Below are 17,807 nucleotides of genomic sequence, written 5' to 3'. Positions count from 1 at the left end.
TCACGCCGTGCCGGCGGGCTCCGGCATGACGCGCAGGTCGCTGGCCGAGCTCGCGGCGCCCGGCCACACGGCCATCGTCACCCAGGAACTCCAGGGTGCGGTGGTCGGCGCGTCGGCCGGGCTGCGCGCGCTGGCCGAGGAGGCCCGCGATACCGCGTTGCCCGCGATCGGCGCCCTGCTCCCCGCGGCCAGGGCGGCCGGGGTGCGGGTGGTGCACTGCCTGGTCTGGCGTCGGCCCGACGGCCTCGGTTCCAACCACAACGCGAAGCTTTTCGCCCTCGGCGCGCGCGGCGTTCCGCTGGAGCCCGATACCGAGGCCACCGCTCTGCTGCCCGAATTCGGGCCCGAGCCAAGTGATTTGGTGCTGCGGCGCAGGCACGGGCTCGGTCCCATGGGTGGCACCGATCTCGACGCGGTGCTGCGCAACCTCGGGGTGACGACAGTGGTCGCGGTGGGCGTCTCGCTGAACGTGGCCATCCCGAATCTGGTGATGGACGCGGTCAACGCCGCCTACGACGTGGTGGTGCCCCGGGACGCCGTGGCAGGCATCCCCCGCGCGTACGGGGCGGCGATGATCGAGAACACGCTGTCGATGATCGCCACGATCACCACAACCGAAGAACTGCTGGCCGCCTGGCGCTGACCCGGTCGGCACCACGAAACACCAACGGCGCTCCTGCCTTTCGCGCAGGAGCGCCGTCGGTGTTCGTGCTGGTCAGTCGCTGGACGGAAGTTGCTTGGCTTCCTTGAGATCCAGGGGCACCGCATCGACGTCGAGGGTGCCGACGCCCGCCCGGGTCACCAGGATCTCGGCGCCGGTGGCGTGGACGTACCGCTTGCCCACGGCGGTCCCGTCGGCGAAATCCGGGTCGATGACCGCGCGTGTGTCCTTGGCCGCGCCGAGGTTCACCATGGGGGCACCACCACAGCGCAAGCCCGCGATGGCGTCGGTGGCTTTGATGACGATGACCTGGGTGTCGCAGACCTGGCTTTCGAGGCGGGTTCCGCTGGTGATCACGATGCTCCTCGGGTGGTGGTCGCGGCGGAGAGCTCGTCGACGAGATCGCGCCGCAGGATCTTGCCTGTGGGGTTGGTCGGGAGATCTGTCCGGAAGACGACCCGGTCCGGAGTACGAGAACCGCGCAGGTTCGCGCGGACGTGTTCGCGCAGCCGTTCCGGGTCCGGGGCCGCACCGGGGACCGGCACGACAACGGCGACCAGGATCTGGCCCCACTGCTGGTCCGGTAGGCCGACGACGGCCACCTGGGCCACCTCGGGATGCTCGACCAGGACATCCTCGAGCTCGGCCGGGGCGATGTTCTCGCCGCCGCGGATGATGGTGTCGTCGGAGCGCCCACCGATGAACAGATAGCCGTCCGCGTCCAGCGCGGCCAGGTCCCTGGTCGGGAACCATCCGTCGGCGTCGAGCACCGAGCCGAGACCACGATAGACCCCGGACACCTGGGGGCCCCGGACGAAGAGCTCGCCGATCTCGCCGGGCGCCAGGACGGTTCCGTCCTCGGCCCGGATCTCCAGTTCGATGCCCGGCACCGCCCGACCGACCGAACCGAGCCTGCGGGCGATCGCGGGATCGGTCGCCGCGAAGGCGACCCGGTGGTCCTCCGGTGTCGACACCGCGATGGTCGAGCTGGTCTCGGTGAGCCCGTAGGCGTTGACGAGGCCGACCTCCGGCAGCAGTTCGAGGGTCGCGCGTACCAGTGGGAGCGGCGCCCGGGAACCGCCGTAGGCGAGCGTGCGCAAGCTCGGCAGCCCGGTCCCGGGCGCCGCGCGCAGGGCCGTGACGATCCGGTCGAGCATCGTCGGCACCACCGTCGCGTTGGTGACGGCTTCCTCGCGGACCAGCGTGATCCAGCGCTGCGCGTCGAACTGCCGCAGATACACCGTGGTTCGGCCGGCATAGAGGTTCGACAGGGCGGCACCGACACCGGCGATGTGGTACGGCGGGACGCAGACCAGGGCCGAGTCCGTCGGTGCGGCAGAACCGAATTCGACGGTGCCCATGACATAGCTCGTCAGATTGGCGTGGCTGAGCTCCACGGCCTTGGGCTGGGCGGTCGTGCCCGAGGTGAACAGCAGGACCGCGGTGTCCTCGGGCGCGGGTTCGGTGATGGTGGTGTCGCCGGACGCGGTGCGGACCGCCGCGCAGAACAGCGCGGAGCCGATGACCTGCTTGCCGGTCCCCGCGACGATGTCGGCGTACTCGTCGTCGGCGACCACGAGCGGGGTGGGGAGCCGCTCGATGAGCTCCCGCAGCGCGGCCGCGCCGAGCCGGTAGTTCAGCGGAGTGAACGCGCGGCCCGCCCGCGCGGACCCGAACAGCAGCAGCGGCAGCATGATTCCGCCGGTGCCGACGTAGGCGACATGGCCCACGCCCGCCGAGTCGATCAGGCCCGCCGCGCGGTCGGCCAGGCCGCTCAGCTCGGCCACGGTGGTCGTGGTGCCGTCGGCGACGACGGCGTTGTGGTCGGGCCGGGTGGCCGCGGCCATCTCGAGGAGCACGGAAATGCTCAAGATCTCACCTCATCGGTTCACAGCGGAGGCGGCCACCCCGCATGTGTTCCGGGGTGGCGCGCGGTCGTACCGGTCAGCTCGCGGTGTGCGCGGTGGCGGCCTTGATCTGGGCCTGGAAGGCGGCCAGCTTGTCCTCGGCCGCCGAGGTGGTCCGCTGGCTGCGGGACCGGATACTGACGTCGTGGTCGGCCGCGGCGGCACGCAGCGCGCCGACGGTGGCCTGCTCCCTGGGGATGTGCTGGAACGGGTCGAAGGAGTACCAGCGCATCGCGTTCAGGTGCGTGATCTTGTCGATCTCGTCGTCGGGCACCTGCTCCTGCTCGAGCAGCGCGAACAACACCTCGGGAGCGTCGGGCCACATGGAGTCGCTGTGCGGGTAGTCCATCTCCCAGGAGATGTTGTCGACGCCGATCTCGTGCCGGAGACGGACACCGACCGGATCGCTGATGAAGCAGGTGAGGAAGTGATCGCGGAACACCTCCGAGGGCAGCTTGCCGCCGAAGTTCTGCAACGTCCAGGTCGAATGCATCTCGAAGGTGCGGTCCACCCGTTCCAGGAAATACGGGATCCAGCCCGTGCCGCCCTCGGACAGCGCGATTTTCAGGTCGGGGTAGTCCTTGACGGGCCGGGACCAGAGCAGATCGGCCGCCGCTTGCACGATGTTGAGGGGTTGCAGCGTGATCATCACGTCCGGCGGGGAGTCCACCGCGGGAATGGACAGCCGCCCCGACGACCCGATGTGCACACTCAGCACGGTGTCGGTATCGACGAGTGCCTTCCACAGCGGATTCCAGTACGGGTCATGGAAACTGGGGTATCCCAGCGCCGCCGGATTCTCACTGAAGGTCAGCGAATGGACGCCCTTGGCCGCGACCCGGCGGACCTCGGCGGCGCACAGCTCGGCGTCCCAGATCACCGGCAGCGCCATCGGGATGAAGCGGCCGGGGTAGGCGCCGCACCACTCATCGATGTGCCAGTCGTTGTAGGCCCGGACGAGCGCCAGCGAGAAGTCCGAATCCTCGGTCGCGAACAGCCTGCCCGCGAAGCCGGGGAAGGAGGGGAAGTTCATCGACGCCAGGATGCCGCCGGCGTTCATGTCCTTGATGCGCTCGTGCACGTCGAAACAGCCCGGCCGGATCTCGTCGAGGCCGTCGGGCTCGAGGCCGTATTCCTCCTTCGGCCGCCCCGCCACGGCATTGAGGGCGACATTCGGGATGACGGTGTCGCGGAACTTCCAGACATCGGCACCGTCGGGGGTGTGTACCAGGCGCGGAGCGTCGGCGGCGTACTTCTTCGGCAGGTGTTCGGCGAACATGTCCGGCGGTTCGATGATGTGGTCATCGACGCTGATCAGGATCATATCGTTCTTGTCCACGAGCACTCTCCTAACTTAGATACTGTAAGTATTACTATAGAGATTTCCGCAAGGCTAGTGGGCCAGGAAGAGGATTTGGTCCCTGGTATAGCTGTGGTCGGGATGGCGCTCGGTGAGGTGCTGCCGAGCTCGCTCGACGAGGTCGTCTTCGTCGGCGCCGGTCGGCCACTCGCCGCACGGGCAGCTGAGGTACCGCTTCTGCGTCTCGGTCACAGGATTGCCCCGCTGTCCTTGGCGGCGACGATGTCGTCCCAGCTCAGGCCGATCTCGAGCAGGATCGTCTCGGTGTGTTCGCCGTACTCGGGTGCGCGGCTGGCCGGTGCCGGGGTCTCGTCGAACTGGACCGGGGCGGCCACCGTGCGGTACTCGGTGCCGCCGCTGTCGGTCATGGTCATGAGGTAGCCGTTGGCGGTGACCTGGGGGTCGGTCAGCACTTCCCGGGGGCTGGCGATGGTGGCCCACACGCCCGGCTCGTCCGCGAGGGCCTTCTGCCAGTGGGCGAGGTCCTCCTCGGCGAAGGTCTTGCGCAGCTCGGCGGTGGCGGCTTCCTGGTTGACGACCAGATTGGCGAGTGGAGTGAACCGTGGGTCGGTGCCCAGATCGGGGCGGCCGATGCGCTCACAGAAGCCGGCCCAGAACCGATCGGCCTGCAGCAGCACCAGTTGCACCCAGCGGTTGTCCCGAGTGCGGTAGCGGTTGACGGCGGGGTTGAGGGCGGTGCCTGCCTCGCCGGCCGGAATCCGGTCGATGGCGTAGTAGTCGGCGGCGGCGATGTCGGGCGCGACCGACCACATGCCCTGGGCGAGCAGCGAACTGTCGACGATCGGCGCGTGGCCGGTGCGCTCGCGATGGAACAGCGCGGCGGTGACGCCACCCGCCAGCGTGATGCCGCCCTGGAGATCGCCGAAGGCGGGGCCCTGCGCCATCGGGAACTCGGCGTCGGTCGGGGACAGGGCGTAGGCCACGCCCGCCCGGGCGAGGTAGCTGGCCGCGTCGAAGCCGCCACGGTCCTTCTCCGGACCGCGGCTGCCGTGGCCGCTGCCGCGGGCGATGATCACCGACGGGTTGAACTCCCGGATCTGCGGCACCGTCAGGCCCGCGCGCTGGAGGGGGGCGGGCAGCCAGTTGGTCAGGAAGACATCGGCCTCGGCGATCAGCCGGCCCAGGATCTGCCTGCCCTGTTCGGTTTTGATGTCGACGCCGATGCTGCGCTTGCCGTGATTGCCGAGTTCCATCATGAAATTGGCCTGGACCGCGGTGCCGGTGCCGTCGAGGCCGCCGATGGTCAGGTTGCGGCAGGGATCTCCGCCCCGGGTGTCCTCGACCTTGATGACGTTCGCGCCCCAGTCGGCCAGTGCCGCGCCGGCGCTCGGCACATAGGTCCACGACGCCAGCTCGACAACCGTGACGCCACTGAGCAATCCGGACATCGGTGCTCCTTTCCCGCGATTGATACGTGTCCCGAAGTACTATACGGTAATCATTACAGTTAATCATCCAGGATGGTCATCGGGAGGCAATGTGAGCGAGGTCGTCGGCGAGCGGACCGCACTGAGTACGGAGCTGGGGCTGGTGGCCGCCGCGCAGGCCGAGTCGCGCATGCTCATCGACGGTGAGCTGACTGGCGCGCTGTCGGGCGCGATGTTCGACAACCACAGCCCGGCCACCGGGTCGGTGCTCGGCGTCACCGCCGCCGCGGGGGAGGCGGACATGACGCGGGCGATCGCCGCCGCGCGCCGGGCGTTCGACCACAGCTCTTGGCCGGTCGACCGGGCGCTGCGCCGCCGCTGCCTCGAGCAATTGCAGAGCGCGCTGGAAGCCGAGAAGGAACTGCTGCGCACCGAGCTGGTCGCCGAGGTCGGCTGCCCGGTCATGACGACCCACAACGCCCAGCTGGACTGGCCACTGGCCGAGGCGCTGCGCTATCCAGCCGGGCTCATCGACGAATTCGCCTGGGAGCGGGTGCTCGCGGGCGGCGGACTCTTCGGTGACCGGAACAAACGCACCGTGGTGCAGGAACCGGTCGGTGTCGTCGCGGCGATCTGCCCGTCGAACTTCCCTGTCGAGGTCGTGTTCAACAAGCTCGGCCCCGCCCTGGCCGCGGGCAATACCGTTGTCCTGAAACCGGATCCGCACACGCCGTGGAACGCCACCCGGCTCGGCAGGCTGATCGCCGAGCACACCGATTTCCCGCCGGGTGTGGTGAATATCGTGACCACGCCGTCGAACGACGTGGCCGGATTGCTGTCCACCGATCCGCGCGTGGATCTGGTGTCGTTCACCGGGTCGACCGAGGTGGGGCGCCTGCTCTTGCGTCAGGGCTCGGCGTCGATGAAGCGGACGTTCCTCGAGCTCGGCGGGAAATCCGCGCTGATCGTGCTCGACGACGCGAAACCGGAGCTCGCTCTGCGCAGCGCCATCGGGGTCTGCGTGCACGCGGGTCAGGCCTGCGCGGCGACGAGCCGGATGCTGGTGCACCGCTCTCTCTACGACGACATGGTCGAGGCCGTCGCGGCGGCTTTCGCCGCGGTCCCGGTCGGCGATCCGGCACTGCCGGAAACCCTCGTCGGCCCGTTGATCAGTGCCGCACAGCAAGATCGGGTCCGCGCCGCGTGCGCACGGGCGCAGCGCGACGGCGCGCGCCTGGTCACCGGCGGCGCGATACCCGCCGATCTGCCCGCACACCTGGCCGGTGGGCACTTCTTCTCGCCGACCGTCTTCGCCACCGAGGACCCCGGACTGGCGATCGCCCAGGAGGAGGTGTTCGGGCCCGTGCTCGTCGTCATCCCGTTCGCCGACGACGACGAGGCGGTCCGCATCGCCGACAGCACCGCGTTCGGTCTGGCCGGCGCCGTGCTCTCGCGCAGCGACGACCGCGGGATGGCGATCGCGCGTCGCCTGCGCACCGGCGCGGTCGGCGTCAACGGCGGCATGTTCTACGGCGCGGACGCGCCGTTCGGCGGCTACAAGAACAGCGGAGTCGGCCGCCAGTGCGGCATCGAGGGCTTCCAGCAGTACCTCGAGACCAAGACCATCGGCTCCCGGCTCCCGCGACAGCACTGAGCCCGCGAGCACCCCCGACCACCGTAGAAGTACTGAAAGGTTGCCATCAGTGGGAAGTTTGGACGACAAGGTCGCCGTCATCTCGGGCGCGGCCCGCGGACAGGGACGCTCGCACGCGGTCAACCTGGCCGCCGCGGGCGCCGACATCATCGCCCTCGACATCTGCGCGGACCTCGAGGGGAACACCTACCCCCTGGCCCGGCCCGAGGATCTCGAGGAGACCGCCCGGCTGGTCGAGAAGGAGGGCAGGCGCTGTCACCCGGCGATCGTCGACGTGCGCGACCGCACCGCGGTCTGGGCCGCGGTTGCCGCAGGCGCGGAAGCGCTGGGCCGCCTCGACATCGTGGTCGCCAACGCGGGCATCGCGCCGCTGGGCAGCGGGCAGAGCATGCGATCGTGGTCGGACACCATCGACACCGATCTGGTCGGGGTGTTCAACGTGGTACAGGCCAGTCTGCCGCACCTGGGCGCGGGCGCCTCGATCATCGCGACCGGTTCGCTGGCCGCGCAGCTGGGCAGCTCCACCAAGCAGGGGCCCGGCGGCTCGGCCTACAGCTTCGCCAAGCAGGTCGTCGCGCACTACGTCAACGATCTGTCGATCCAGCTGGCCAAGCAATCGATCCGGGTCAACGCGGTCCACCCGACCAACGTGGACACCGACATGCTGCACAACGACGGCATGTACAAGATCTTCCGCCCCGACAAGGACGCCCCGACCCGCGCCGACGCGGAGCAGGCGTTCCCGGCCATGCAGGCCATGCCCGTGCCCTACATCCAGCCGCAGGACGTCTCGAACATGGTCGTGTTCCTGGCCTCCGACGCCGCCCGGTTCGTGACGGGCAGCCAGATCCGCGTGGACGCAGGCGGATTCGTCAAGGCCGTGCCCTGGGGGAAGTGAACCATGACCGAAACGACCACGGCCAGTAAGCTCTTCCGCTGCGTCATCTGCGGCTGGGAGTACGACGAGGAACTGGGCTGGCCCGACGACGGCATCGCCCCCGGCACCCGGTGGGACGACATCCCCGACGACTGGACCTGCCCGGACTGCGGTGCGGAGAAGTCCGACTTCGAGATGATCGAGGTCGCGCGGTGACGGTTCCGCGCCGCGGGCAGATCGTGATCGTCGGCTCCGGTATCGCCGGAGTCGGCGCCGCCAAAACCCTGCGCAGGGAGGGGTTCACGGGGTCGATCGTGCTGGCCGGTGCCGAACGGGCGCAGCCCTACCGGCGGCCGATGGTGTCCAAGGAACTGCTGTCCGGCACGGCCGGCGCGGAGCGGGCCCGGCTCGAACAGCCGGCCTTCTGGGCGGACATGAGCATCGAGCTGCGCACTGCCACGATCGCCACCCGCCTCGATACCGATGCCGCCCGTGTCGAATTCGGGGACGGATCCGACCTGGCGTACGACGCTGTGGTGCTGGCCACCGGAGGCCGCGCGAAACGGCTGGACCACCTCGTCCCCGAGGCGTACACGGTGCGGCAGCTGGCCGACCTCGATGCGCTACGACCAATGCTCGGCGCGGCCGGAAAGGTCGGCGAGACACTGTCGGTGCTGGTCATCGGCGGCGGGTTGATCGGGATGGAGGTGGCCGCGGCCGTGCGCGGCAGCGGGGCCGAGGTCACCGTGCTGGAGGCTGCCGACCAGGTGCTCGAGCGTGTGCTGCCCAGCGCGATCTCGGCGAGTTACGAACGCCTGCACCGTGATCGCGGGGTCGGCGTGCACACCGGAGTGCGGCTCGTCGCGGCGGAGACCAGGGACTCGGTGACTACGGTGTCCGCCGAGGACGGCCGGTCCTGGCGCGGCGATGTCGTGATCGTCGCGGTGGGGATGACACCGGAGACCGGCCTGGCCGAGGCCGCCGGGCTCACGGTCGCCGACGGCGTGCTCGTCGACGAGTACTGCGCGGCCTCTTCGCCCGCGGTGTTCGCCGCCGGCGATGTCGCCCGGTTCCCCAACGAGATCCTGGGCGGGACCGAACGGGTCGAGCACTGGAACCACGCCCAGGCGCACGGCAGTGCCGCGGCACGCAGCGTGCTCGGTCACGGATCGCCCTACCGCGACGTCCCGTGGTGCTGGACCAGCCAATTCGGCCGCACCCTGCAGATCGCCGGATGGCCCACTCGCGGTGACGAACTCGTCGTCCTCGGCGACCTCGACGGCGGCGCCTTCCTCGCGCTGTCCCTGGCGCAGGACCGGCTGATCGGTGCTCTCGGAGTCGGCAGGCCCAAAGACGTCCGCGCCGCACAGGAGCTGATCGGGGACGGTGCCCCGCTTCCGCGCGACCTGCTCGGCGCCGACGACCTCGATCTGGTGGCGGCAGCGGCGACGCTCCGTTCCACCGGCGCACCGGCGGCGTCGTGATGCCCCGCAACCCCACTGCTGTCACCGAACAGATCAACGCCGCACCGCCCGGTGCGGCCCAGAGAGACGAAGGTTGAGAGATATGGCCAAACCGGTCATCGTCAGCGCGGTACGGACCGCGATCGGGCGGTCCTTCAAGGGCGCGCTCGTCAATGTGGCATCGGAGACCCTCGCCACGGAGATCCTCACCGAGGCGGTCCGCCGCTCCGGTATCGACCCCGCCGAGGTGGACGATGTCATCCTCGCCGAATTGAACTACGGTGGCGGCGATCTCGCCCGGCACGCCGCGGTGGCCGCCGGGATGACCGGCGTTCCCGGCCAGGCCGTGAACCGGCACTGCGCGGGCAGCCTGACCTCGATCGCCAACGCGGCCGCGCACATCAGCGCGGGTGTGGAACGCGTCATCGTCGCCGGTGGTGTGCAGTCGCTGTCCACGGCACCGCTCATGAAGTGGCGGGTACCCGGCGTCGGCCCCGATCTCGAGTTCCGCGAGCCCTGGATCCCGCCATCGCATCCGGAGACCCCCGACGCCCCGGCGACCGACATGTCGATCACGGTCGGCTGGAACACCGCCAAGAAGGTCGGCATCAGCCGCCAGGAGATGGACGAGTGGGCGCTGCGTTCCCACCAGCGCGCGATCGCCGCGATCGATGAGGGCCGGTTCGCCGAGGAGATTCTGCCGTTGAAGGTGGCCCAGGCCGACGGCTCGGTGCTCGATTTCGCGGTCGACGAGCATCCCCGCCGCGACACGACCCTCGAGCGGCTGGCCTCGCTGCCGGTGCTGCACCCCGGGATCGAGGGCTTCTCCATCACCGCGGGCAACAGCAGCGGCATCAACGACGCCGCCGCCGCGGTCACCGTCACCGCCGACGACTATGCCGCAGGTGCCGGCCTCGAGGTGCTGGCCACGGTCCGGACCTGGGCCAATGTCGCGGTGACACCGGCGGACAACGGGCTCGCCGCGGTCGAGGTGGTCGGCAAGGTGCTCGATCGCGCCGGGCTGAGCGTCGCCGATGTGGCGCTGTGGGAGATCAACGAGGCCTTCGCTTCGGTCCCGATCGCCGCCTGCCGCAAGCACAGCATCGACGAGTCGACGGTGAACTTCTCCGGCAGCGGTTGCAGCCTCGGCCACCCGATCTCGGCCTCCGGCGCCCGCCAGGTGGCGACGCTGATCTACGAGCTGCGCCGTCGCGGCGGCGGGATCGGTGTCAGCGCCATGTGCGCCGGTGGCGGTATGGGCGGCGCCCTGGTCATCGAAGTCTGAGCACCCGGCAATCAGCGAAGGAACAAGGAGGTCCCTGTGTCGGATGAAGTACAGGTCGAACGACGCGGCCGGACACTGGTCGTCACGATCAATCGGCCGCAGGCACGCAATGCGGTGAATCTCGCGGTCAGTCAGGGGCTGGCCGACGCCATGGACGAACTCGACGGCGACGCTGGACTGTCGGTCGCGGTGCTGACCGGCAGTGGCGGAAACTTCAGTGCCGGAATGGATCTGAAGGCGTTCGCGGCGGGGGAGTACCCCTACGTCGCCGGTCGGGGTCTCGGCTTCACCGAGAAGCCGCCGCGGAAGCCGATCATCGCCGCGGTCGAGGGGTACGCCCTGGCCGGCGGCACCGAACTGGTGCTGGCGACCGACCTGGTCGTGGCCTCGCGTACCGCGCAGTTCGGTGTCCCCGAGGTCAAGCGCGGCCTGGTCGCCGGTGGCGGCGCACTGCTGCGGCTGCCCCGGCGGATCCCGTACCAGAAGGCGCTGGAACTGTCCCTGACCGGCGACACCTTCACCGCCGCGGACGCCGCGTCGTGGGGTCTGGTCAACGAGCTGGCCGAGCCGGGCGAAGCCCTGGACCGGGCACTGGCCCTGGCCGAGCGGATCACCGCCAACGGGCCGGTCGCCGTCGCGGTGACCAAGCAGGTCATCGTCGAGGCGGCCGCGTGGCACCCCGACGAGATGTGGCAGAAGCAGATGGCGCTCATCGGGCCGGTCTTCGCCACCGCGGACGCGCAGGAAGGCGCGAAAGCCTTCGCCGAGAAGCGAACCCCCCAGTGGACGGGCAAGTGAGGCCGCACGGCCTCCGTGCCCGCCGTCGAACCGAGAAGTGAGGAGAAACAATGTCGTTCGAAGGTGAAGTGGTGTTGGTGACCGGCGGTGCCGGTGGCCTCGGTGCCGCGACGGTGCGCAAGGTGCACGCCGAGGGTGCGGCCGTGGTGATCGCCGACCTGAATGACGAGAAGGGCAACGCCCTGGCGACCGAGCTGGGCAACAAGGCCGTCTACGTGCGGACCGACGTGCTCGACGAGGACTCGGTGGAGAACGCGATCGCCGCGGCCGCCGAACTGGGCACGCTGCGCTACGCGGTGATCGCCCATGGTGGCTTCGGCGTGCTGGAGAAGGTGGTCAACCGGGACGGATCCCCGCACACCCTGAAGGGTTTCACCGACACGATCGCGCTCTACCTGACTGGCACCTACAACGTGCTGCGACTCGCGGCGGCCGCGATGGCCAAGCTCGAGCCCAAGGCCAACGGTGAACGCGGTTCCGTGGTGATGACGAGCTCGATCGCCGGCTACGAGGGCCAGATCGGCCAGTCCGCCTACGCGGCGGCCAAGGGCGGCGTGATCGGCCTGACGCTGGTCGCCGCTCGCGATCTGAGCGCGGTGGGGATCCGGGTCAACAGCATCGCGCCGGGCACCATGCACACCCCGATCATGGATTTCCTCGGTGAGGAGAAGCTCGCGCAGTTCGCCGCGTCCGTGCCGTTCCCGAAGCGGCTGGGCGCACCGGCGGAATACGCGTTGCTGGCCCAGCACCTGCTCGAGAACCCGTACATCAATGGGGAAGTGGTGCGGATCGACGGCGGTCAGCGCTTCCAGCCGAAGTGAGTCGTGCCGTCACCACGGCCACCCGAAACCGCCACCGCCGCTCCGTGATCCGGAGCGGCGGTGGCGCTTTCAGGACTGCTGTGGTGCGCAGGCCGCAGCGAGCAGGGCGGCCCGGGTGGCCAGTTTGACGCGCGGCCTGCCTGCGGCGGCGCCCGCGGCCAGTTCGGCGCGATCGATGGCCGCCCAGCCGTCCCGGCCGACGCGGTCGGGCTGCCTGCGGTCGAGCAACTCGGTGAGTGCGGCCCGGTCGCCGCTCGGGGACGACAGGCGCCCCGCGGCGAAGTCGGACAGGATGGCCTCGACCGTCTCCTGCGCGTCGACCCGGTTGGTCCCGATGACGCCCTGCGGGCCTCGCTTGATCCAGCCGGTCACATAGACCCGGTCCACCGGTGCGCCGTCCGATCCGACGACCCGGCCGTGCTCGTTGGGGATCACCCCACGCGCGGGATCGAAGGGCAGTCCGGGTTGCGCAGTGCCCCGATAGCCGACCGCGCGCAGTACCAGCCCGGCCATGAGGGTTTCGGTGCGGTCGGTGGGCTCGGCATGGAGGCTACCGTCCCGCGCGGTGAGTTCGTTGTGGACCAGCTCGACGGACTCGACCTTGCCGTCACCGGTCAGTGCGGTCGGCGAGGCGAGATAGCGGAAGACGATGCGGCGGTGTCCCGGTGTGCCCGCCGACGTCGAATACTGCTGTGCCACCGAATACTTCAGTCGCAGTGATGGTTCGGCGGCGGGATCGTCGAGCAGGGCGCGGCTCCCGGGGTCCAGGTCGAGGTCGGTCGACTCGACGACGACGTCGACACCATCGAGATGGCCCAGCGCGAGGAACTCCGGACCGGTGTAGGCCGCCTGTAGCGGACCGCGCCGCCCGATCAGGACGACCTCGGTGATACGGCTCGCCCGCAGAGCCGTGAGTGCGTGCTCGGCGATATCGGTCCGGCCCTCGAGCACATCCGGTGGCATCGTCAGGACCCGGGCCACATCCAGGGCGACATTGCCGTTGCCGATGATCACCGCGCGCGGGCCCGACAGGTCGAACACCCGGTCGGCATAGTCGGGGTGACCGTTGTACCAGGCGACGAACTCCGTGGCGGAGTGCGAGCCGGGCAGGTCCTCGCCCGGGATATCCAGGGCGCGGTCACCGGAAGCGCCGACCGCGTACAGCACCGCGTGGTGGTCGGTGAGCAGCTCGTCGTGCGAGATATGCACGCCCACTTCGACATTCAAGTGGAGTCCGACGGCCTCGCGGTCGAGGACCGGCTCGAATCGGGTGGTCATCGCCTTGGTGCTCCGATGATCCGGCGCGACTCCGGAACGGAGCAGGCCCCACGGGGTGGGGAGGCGGTCGAAGATCTCGATCTCGGCGGCGCTGCGCCGCAGCAGTTCCTCGGCGGCGTAGCAGGCCGCGGGGCCGGCGCCGACGATAGCCACCCGCAGCGGGCCGAGGTTCTTCGGTAACCGCAGGGGTGCGACGGGGTCGGGCGCGGGCAGCAGCGGATGCTGCCGGAAGTACGCGGCGTTGATGTCGGCGAATCCGGTCAGCACGTCGGGCAGGTCGTCCTCGGCGAAGACGGCGTCCACCGGGCACGCGTCGACGCAGGCGCCGCAATCGATACAGGTGTCGGGATCGATGTAGAGCATCTCGGCGGACGCGAACCCGGGTTCGTCCGGACGGGGCCGGATGCAGTCGACGGGGCAGTCGGCGACGCAACTCGCATCGTTGCAGCAGCGCTGGGTGATGACGTAGGCCATGGTGTTCCGCTCCTCGGGGGCAGGGTGGTGGTGAGCCGTCGTCGACGGGCGAGCGCGCGGGCCGGAATCGGCCAGAGAATACTGTCCGTATTACAGTAAGTGACATTGGACGTTAGCTCCAGAGGTATGTACTGTAATAACAACAGTATGATTACCCGCCGGCCTTGCCGTCGGGTCGAGCGGATCGGAGACCGGTCGAATGCCCGACGGTGACAGAGCCCTCGCGGGGCGAACGATGATCATGTCCGGCGGCAGCCGGGGGATCGGACTCGAGATCGCCCGGCGGGCGGCCGCGGACGGCGCCAACATCACCCTGATCGCCAAAACCGATCGCCCGCACCCGAGTTTGCCCGGCACCATCCACACCGCCGCCGAGGAGCTCGAGCTGGCGGGTGGCACTGTGCTGAAGGTGATCGGCGACGTCCGCCGGGACGAGGTCGTCGCGGCGGCGGTCGAGCAGACCGCCGAGCGGTTCGGCGGGATCGACATCGTGGTCAACAACGCGTCCGCGATCGACCTCTCGCGCACCGAGGACCTGTCGATGAAGGCCTACGACCTGATGCAGGACATCAACTGTCGTGGCAGTTTCCTGCTCGCCAAGACGGCGCTGCCGTTCCTGCGGAAATCGGCTGAGACGGGCCGTAATCCGCACATCCTGACGATGTCGCCACCGCTGAACCTCGAACCGCGCTGGGCCGGAGCTCATCTCGGTTACACCATCGCCAAGTACGGTATGTCGCTGGTCACGCTGGGGCTCGCCGAGGAACTGCGCGGCAGCGGCATCAAGGTCGACTCCCTGTGGCCGCGCACGACGATCGCGACCGCGGCGATCCGCAACCGGCCCGGTGGTGCGCAGCGCGTGGCCACCGCGCGGATCCCGCAGATCTGCGCCGACGCCGCCTATCTGGTGTTCACCTCGCCGGGCGAGGTCTCGGGCCGGTTCCTCGTCGACGAGGATGTGCTGGCTGCGCACGGCGTCACCGACTTCGGCCGATACCGGGCGGTGCCAGGATTGGCTCCGCTCGACACCGACCTGTTTCTGTCATCGCGCACCGGGTGACGCCGGCAGAACGGAAGGACCCGATCCCCGTGACCGACATTCTGCGCCGTGAGCGCAACGACCGCGTTGTGACGCTCACGCTCAATCGGCCCAGCCGCAAGAACGCGATCACCCTCGAACTGTGGGACGCGCTGCGCGGTGCGCTGGACGCGATCGCCCACGAACCCGGCGTGGGTGCCGTCGTCGTCACCGGGGCGGGCGGTGCCTTCTGCTCGGGCGCGGACGTCGTCGACAGCGATCCCTATGCCGCGCCGTTCCGGAAGCTGCGGGCGATCGCCGATGTCGCCCAATTCCTGCACGATCTGCCGGTACCTACCGTCGCGAAGGTACGCGGGGTCGCGGTCGGCGCAGGCTGGAACCTGGCTCTGGGCTGCGACCTGGTCGTCGCCACACCGGACGCGACGTTCTCCCAGGTGTTCACCCGGCGTGGGCTCTCGATCGACTGCGGTGGCTCGTGGCTGTTGCCCAAGCTCGTCGGCGTCCAGCAGGCCAAGCGGCTCGCGCTGCTCGCGGAGACGATCGACGCGGCCGAAGCGCGCGAACTCGGCCTGCTCACCTGGATCAAGCCCGAGGCGGAGATCGACGAGTTCGTCGACGGGATCGCGCAGCGGCTCGCCGCGGGCCCGCCGATCGCGATCTCGCAGACCAAGGCGTTGCTCAACGAGGGCGTGGACCGATCCCTGCGTGAGGCCCTGGCCGGCGAGTCGCGCGCGCAGGCGGTCAATTTCGCCGTCGAGGATCTGCCCGAGGCCTACGCGGCGTTCGCGCAGAAACGGGAGACGGCCTTCACCGGCCGATGGAATGTCCGTCGGCTCGACGAGCTGGCGTAGCGGTCGGGTGGCTACTCGGTGCCCGCCGCCGCGCGGGTACGGCGAGGGGCGGCCGTCTTCCGGGCCGTCGTGGTCTTCTTCGCCGCGGTGGCCTTCGCGGCGGGTTGCGCGGCCGCCTTCTTTGCCGGGGTCTTCTTCGCTGCGGCTTTCTTGGCCGCGGCCTTCTTCGGGGGCGCGCCGATCAGGCGCACCGCTCGTTCGAGAATGCAGTCGAGCCCGTATTCGAAGTTGTGATCGTCCGGAGCACCGCTGTGGTGGCCCCTGGCGCTCGCTTCGGCCAGCAGCGGGGTGGTGTCCGGTGCGATCTGCAGGTGTTCGTAGTACGCACCCGGTTCGTCGCCGGACTCCTTGTTCTTGTCGTAGAGCCGCTGCAGAACCACCGAGCCGCGCGTGTGCAGCTGGACCGCGGAATAGGTGTCCACCGCGTCATCGACCGACATCCCCGCGTCGACCAGGCTGGCGACGACCTTCTCGGTCATCACGGCGCCGACCTGTGCCGCACGAGGACTCAGCGCGCCACGGATGAGGATCAGATCGCACAGGATCGGGTTGCTCAGGAACGTCTTGCGCATGGTGCGCGCGTGGTTGCGCAGGGTGTCTTGCCAGTCGTCGGTCTCGATGAACGGCGCGGCATTCTCGTACTGCTGCAACGCTCGGTCGGTCATCGCGTTGAGGAGTTCGTCCTTCTTGCGGAAGTACCAGTAGATGCTGGTGACACCGACGCCGAGGTGCTTGCCGAGCAGCGGCATGCTCAGGTTGTCCAGCGAGATCTCCTCGGCGAGCTCGAAAGCGCGGTCGAGGATGTCCTCGGGGTTCAGGGAACCCCGCTCGCGCCGGGGGCGCCTGTCCGTGGTTGCTCGTTTCGTCATCTGTGGCCACCTTCGTGGAGTCTTTGGTGTGGGGGCTATATCGGTGCGCGGCCTTTGTTATTTACCACAGTAACCATTACCGATGGAGTTTCCGCTGCCCGGCACGCGGGCGCGTGACCCGCGCAGGTGATCACCAGAAACAAATACAGTAACATTCACGGGATGATATTCAGTGGAGCGCGCGGCGCAGGTGCCGACCTCGGACGGAGATCGTGGTTGTTCGCTCCCGCCGACAGCGAGCGGAAGACGACGAAAGCCGCTGCGAGCGCGGCCGACATCGTGATCCTCGACCTCGAGGACGCGGTGGCCCAGGATCGCAAAGCCCACGCTCGCGCCCTGTGCGCGGAATTCCTGGCCGACTGCCCCTCTGCGGACCGGCGTCGGCTGTGGGTCCGGGTGAACCCCTTCGACAGCCCGCACACCCTGACCGACCTGGCGGCGGTGCTGCCCGCCCGGCCCGGCGGCATCATGCTGCCCAAAGCCCGCGGCGGCCAGGACCTGCGGACGCTGGACAACTATCTCTCCGCTCTGGAAGTGGCGGGTGGAACACCGGCCGGACACACCGCGGTCATCGCGCTGGCCCCGGAGACCGCCGAATCGGTGCACACCATGGGGACCTATCGAGATGCGCCCCGGTTGGCCGCAGTCACCTGGGGTGTCGCCGATCTCGCGGCCGAGATCGGCGCGGCGGCGGTGAGCGGCGCCGACGGACGGTTCGGTCCGGTCCTCGAGACGGCGCGCAGCCTGTGCATGTTCGGCGCCGCTGCCGCCGGCGCGGTCGCCGTCGACACCATCCACGCCGACTACCGCGACTCCGCCGGGCTGCGGGCGCGCTGCCTCCGTGCGAGGCAGGACGGTTTCGGGGGCATGCTGGCCATCCATCCGGACCAGGTCGAGATCATCAACGACGCGTTCGCGCCGACCGAGGCCGAACTGGCCGCCGCCCAGGAGATCGTGGATCTGTTCGCCGCCGACCCCGCGACCGGGGCGATCGGCCATCGCGGTGCCCTGCTCGACCGGCCGCACCTCGCCCGGGCCCAGGCGCTGCTCTCGCGGCGACGCCTGAGCTGACCGGGTCGTCG

Annotated in this window: 18 protein-coding genes; 11 read left to right on the top strand and 7 right to left on the bottom strand. The window is 69.5% G+C overall.

Annotation, left to right across the window (positions count from 1 at the left end; translation table 11 throughout):
* The first annotated feature begins 25 nt into the window (after positions 1–25).
* Positions 26–643, top strand: a complete 618-nt coding sequence (locus ACFVW6_RS28035) for an isochorismatase family protein (RefSeq protein WP_378827020.1) — start codon at positions 26–28, stop codon at positions 641–643.
* Positions 644–715: 72 nt separating this feature from the next.
* Here ACFVW6_RS28035 and ACFVW6_RS28030 read toward each other — a convergent pair whose 3' ends face one another.
* The 5 genes from ACFVW6_RS28030 to ACFVW6_RS28010 all read right to left on the bottom strand — a co-directional run bounded on the left by ACFVW6_RS28030 (position 716) and on the right by ACFVW6_RS28010 (position 5,337).
* A complete protein-coding gene (locus tag ACFVW6_RS28030; RefSeq protein ID WP_378826261.1) occupies positions 716–1,018 on the bottom strand; it encodes a hypothetical protein in 303 nt (100 codons plus the stop codon).
* Entirely contained in the window at positions 1,015–2,532 is a 1,518-nt protein-coding gene (locus ACFVW6_RS28025; RefSeq protein ID WP_378826259.1) for a class I adenylate-forming enzyme family protein, read from the bottom strand. Before ACFVW6_RS28025 ends, ACFVW6_RS28030 begins: the two co-directional genes overlap by 4 nt.
* Positions 2,533–2,605: 73 nt before the next feature.
* Positions 2,606–3,907 carry an amidohydrolase family protein gene (locus ACFVW6_RS28020; protein WP_357347464.1) on the bottom strand — a complete coding sequence of 434 codons (1,302 nt, stop codon included), beginning with the start codon at positions 3,905–3,907 and terminating at the stop codon, positions 2,606–2,608.
* A 54-nt stretch (positions 3,908–3,961) separates the two neighbouring features.
* Positions 3,962–4,120 (bottom strand): DUF1059 domain-containing protein, encoded by a 159-nt coding sequence (locus tag ACFVW6_RS28015; protein WP_378826258.1) that lies wholly within the window; start codon positions 4,118–4,120, stop codon positions 3,962–3,964.
* Positions 4,117–5,337 (bottom strand): CaiB/BaiF CoA transferase family protein, encoded by a 1,221-nt coding sequence (locus tag ACFVW6_RS28010; protein WP_378826256.1) that lies wholly within the window; start codon positions 5,335–5,337, stop codon positions 4,117–4,119. Before ACFVW6_RS28010 ends, ACFVW6_RS28015 begins: the two co-directional genes overlap by 4 nt.
* Before the next feature lie 169 nt (positions 5,338–5,506).
* Between ACFVW6_RS28010 and ACFVW6_RS28005 the strand changes: the two genes are divergently transcribed.
* The 7 genes from ACFVW6_RS28005 to ACFVW6_RS27975 all read left to right on the top strand — a co-directional run bounded on the left by ACFVW6_RS28005 (position 5,507) and on the right by ACFVW6_RS27975 (position 12,214).
* Entirely contained in the window at positions 5,507–6,970 is a 1,464-nt protein-coding gene (locus ACFVW6_RS28005; RefSeq protein WP_378827018.1) for an aldehyde dehydrogenase family protein, read from the top strand.
* A gap of 49 nt (positions 6,971–7,019) precedes the next feature.
* A complete protein-coding gene (locus ACFVW6_RS28000; RefSeq protein WP_357347458.1) occupies positions 7,020–7,868 on the top strand; it encodes a mycofactocin-coupled SDR family oxidoreductase in 849 nt (282 codons plus the stop codon).
* 3 nt (positions 7,869–7,871) lie between these two features.
* Positions 7,872–8,063, top strand: a complete 192-nt coding sequence (locus ACFVW6_RS27995; protein WP_355278275.1) for a rubredoxin — start codon at positions 7,872–7,874, stop codon at positions 8,061–8,063.
* Positions 8,060–9,331 carry an NAD(P)/FAD-dependent oxidoreductase gene (locus ACFVW6_RS27990; RefSeq protein ID WP_378826253.1) on the top strand — a complete coding sequence of 424 codons (1,272 nt, stop codon included), beginning with the start codon at positions 8,060–8,062 and terminating at the stop codon, positions 9,329–9,331. The genes ACFVW6_RS27995 and ACFVW6_RS27990 overlap by 4 nt, the downstream gene beginning before the upstream one ends.
* Before the next feature lie 82 nt (positions 9,332–9,413).
* Entirely contained in the window at positions 9,414–10,595 is a 1,182-nt protein-coding gene (locus ACFVW6_RS27985; RefSeq protein WP_378826251.1) for a thiolase family protein, read from the top strand.
* Positions 10,596–10,631: 36 nt separating this feature from the next.
* The gene (locus tag ACFVW6_RS27980; protein WP_378826249.1) at positions 10,632–11,393 is read left to right on the top strand and encodes a crotonase/enoyl-CoA hydratase family protein; all 762 of its coding nucleotides are present in this window, start codon (positions 10,632–10,634) and stop codon (positions 11,391–11,393) included.
* Positions 11,394–11,443: 50 nt separating this feature from the next.
* A complete protein-coding gene (locus ACFVW6_RS27975) occupies positions 11,444–12,214 on the top strand; it encodes an SDR family NAD(P)-dependent oxidoreductase (RefSeq protein ID WP_378826247.1) in 771 nt (256 codons plus the stop codon).
* 69 nt (positions 12,215–12,283) lie between these two features.
* Here the strand turns inward: ACFVW6_RS27975 and ACFVW6_RS27970 are convergent, their stop codons facing one another.
* Positions 12,284–13,966 carry an FAD-dependent oxidoreductase gene (locus ACFVW6_RS27970; RefSeq protein WP_378826244.1) on the bottom strand — a complete coding sequence of 561 codons (1,683 nt, stop codon included), beginning with the start codon at positions 13,964–13,966 and terminating at the stop codon, positions 12,284–12,286.
* A gap of 199 nt (positions 13,967–14,165) precedes the next feature.
* On the opposite strand from ACFVW6_RS27970, the gene ACFVW6_RS27965 reads away from it, so the two are divergent.
* Together ACFVW6_RS27965 and ACFVW6_RS27960 are read left to right on the top strand one after the other, a co-directional pair.
* Positions 14,166–15,026 (top strand): SDR family oxidoreductase, encoded by an 861-nt coding sequence (locus tag ACFVW6_RS27965; protein WP_378826242.1) that lies wholly within the window; start codon positions 14,166–14,168, stop codon positions 15,024–15,026.
* A gap of 29 nt (positions 15,027–15,055) precedes the next feature.
* The gene (locus ACFVW6_RS27960) at positions 15,056–15,856 is read left to right on the top strand and encodes an enoyl-CoA hydratase-related protein (protein ID WP_355278258.1); all 801 of its coding nucleotides are present in this window, start codon (positions 15,056–15,058) and stop codon (positions 15,854–15,856) included.
* 11 nt (positions 15,857–15,867) lie between these two features.
* Here ACFVW6_RS27960 and ACFVW6_RS27955 read toward each other — a convergent pair whose 3' ends face one another.
* Positions 15,868–16,725 carry a TetR/AcrR family transcriptional regulator C-terminal domain-containing protein gene (locus tag ACFVW6_RS27955; protein ID WP_378826239.1) on the bottom strand — a complete coding sequence of 286 codons (858 nt, stop codon included), beginning with the start codon at positions 16,723–16,725 and terminating at the stop codon, positions 15,868–15,870.
* A 216-nt stretch (positions 16,726–16,941) separates the two neighbouring features.
* Here ACFVW6_RS27955 and ACFVW6_RS27950 point away from each other — a divergent pair, with 216 nt between their 5' ends.
* Entirely contained in the window at positions 16,942–17,796 is an 855-nt protein-coding gene (locus ACFVW6_RS27950) for an HpcH/HpaI aldolase/citrate lyase family protein (RefSeq protein ID WP_378826237.1), read from the top strand.
* Positions 17,797–17,807: the final 11 nt, after the last annotated feature.

This window comes from Nocardia sp. NPDC058244, from assembly GCF_042882065.1.
Classification (GTDB): Bacteria; Actinomycetota; Actinomycetes; order Mycobacteriales; family Mycobacteriaceae; genus Nocardia.
Note: the sequence above shows the minus strand (reverse complement) of the source record. Positions and strands in the feature narration are given on the sequence as shown.

Bases quoted from the DNA above. Each gene is read 5' to 3' on its own strand.
- ACFVW6_RS27955 (WP_378826239.1), bottom strand. From the start codon at position 16,725: ATGACGAAACGAGCAACCACGGACAGGCGCCCCCGGCGCGAGCGGGGT.
- ACFVW6_RS27970 (WP_378826244.1), bottom strand. From the start codon at position 13,966: ATGGCCTACGTCATCACCCAGCGCTGCTGCAACGATGCGAGTTGCGTC.
- ACFVW6_RS27995 (WP_355278275.1), top strand. From the start codon at position 7,872: ATGACCGAAACGACCACGGCCAGTAAGCTCTTCCGCTGCGTCATCTGC.
- ACFVW6_RS27975 (WP_378826247.1), top strand. From the start codon at position 11,444: ATGTCGTTCGAAGGTGAAGTGGTGTTGGTGACCGGCGGTGCCGGTGGC.
- ACFVW6_RS27965 (WP_378826242.1), top strand. From the start codon at position 14,166: ATGCCCGACGGTGACAGAGCCCTCGCGGGGCGAACGATGATCATGTCC.
- ACFVW6_RS27985 (WP_378826251.1), top strand. From the start codon at position 9,414: ATGGCCAAACCGGTCATCGTCAGCGCGGTACGGACCGCGATCGGGCGG.
- ACFVW6_RS28010 (WP_378826256.1), bottom strand. From the start codon at position 5,337: ATGTCCGGATTGCTCAGTGGCGTCACGGTTGTCGAGCTGGCGTCGTGG.
- ACFVW6_RS28005 (WP_378827018.1), top strand. From the start codon at position 5,507: ATGCTCATCGACGGTGAGCTGACTGGCGCGCTGTCGGGCGCGATGTTC.
- ACFVW6_RS28035 (WP_378827020.1), top strand. From the start codon at position 26: ATGACGCGCAGGTCGCTGGCCGAGCTCGCGGCGCCCGGCCACACGGCC.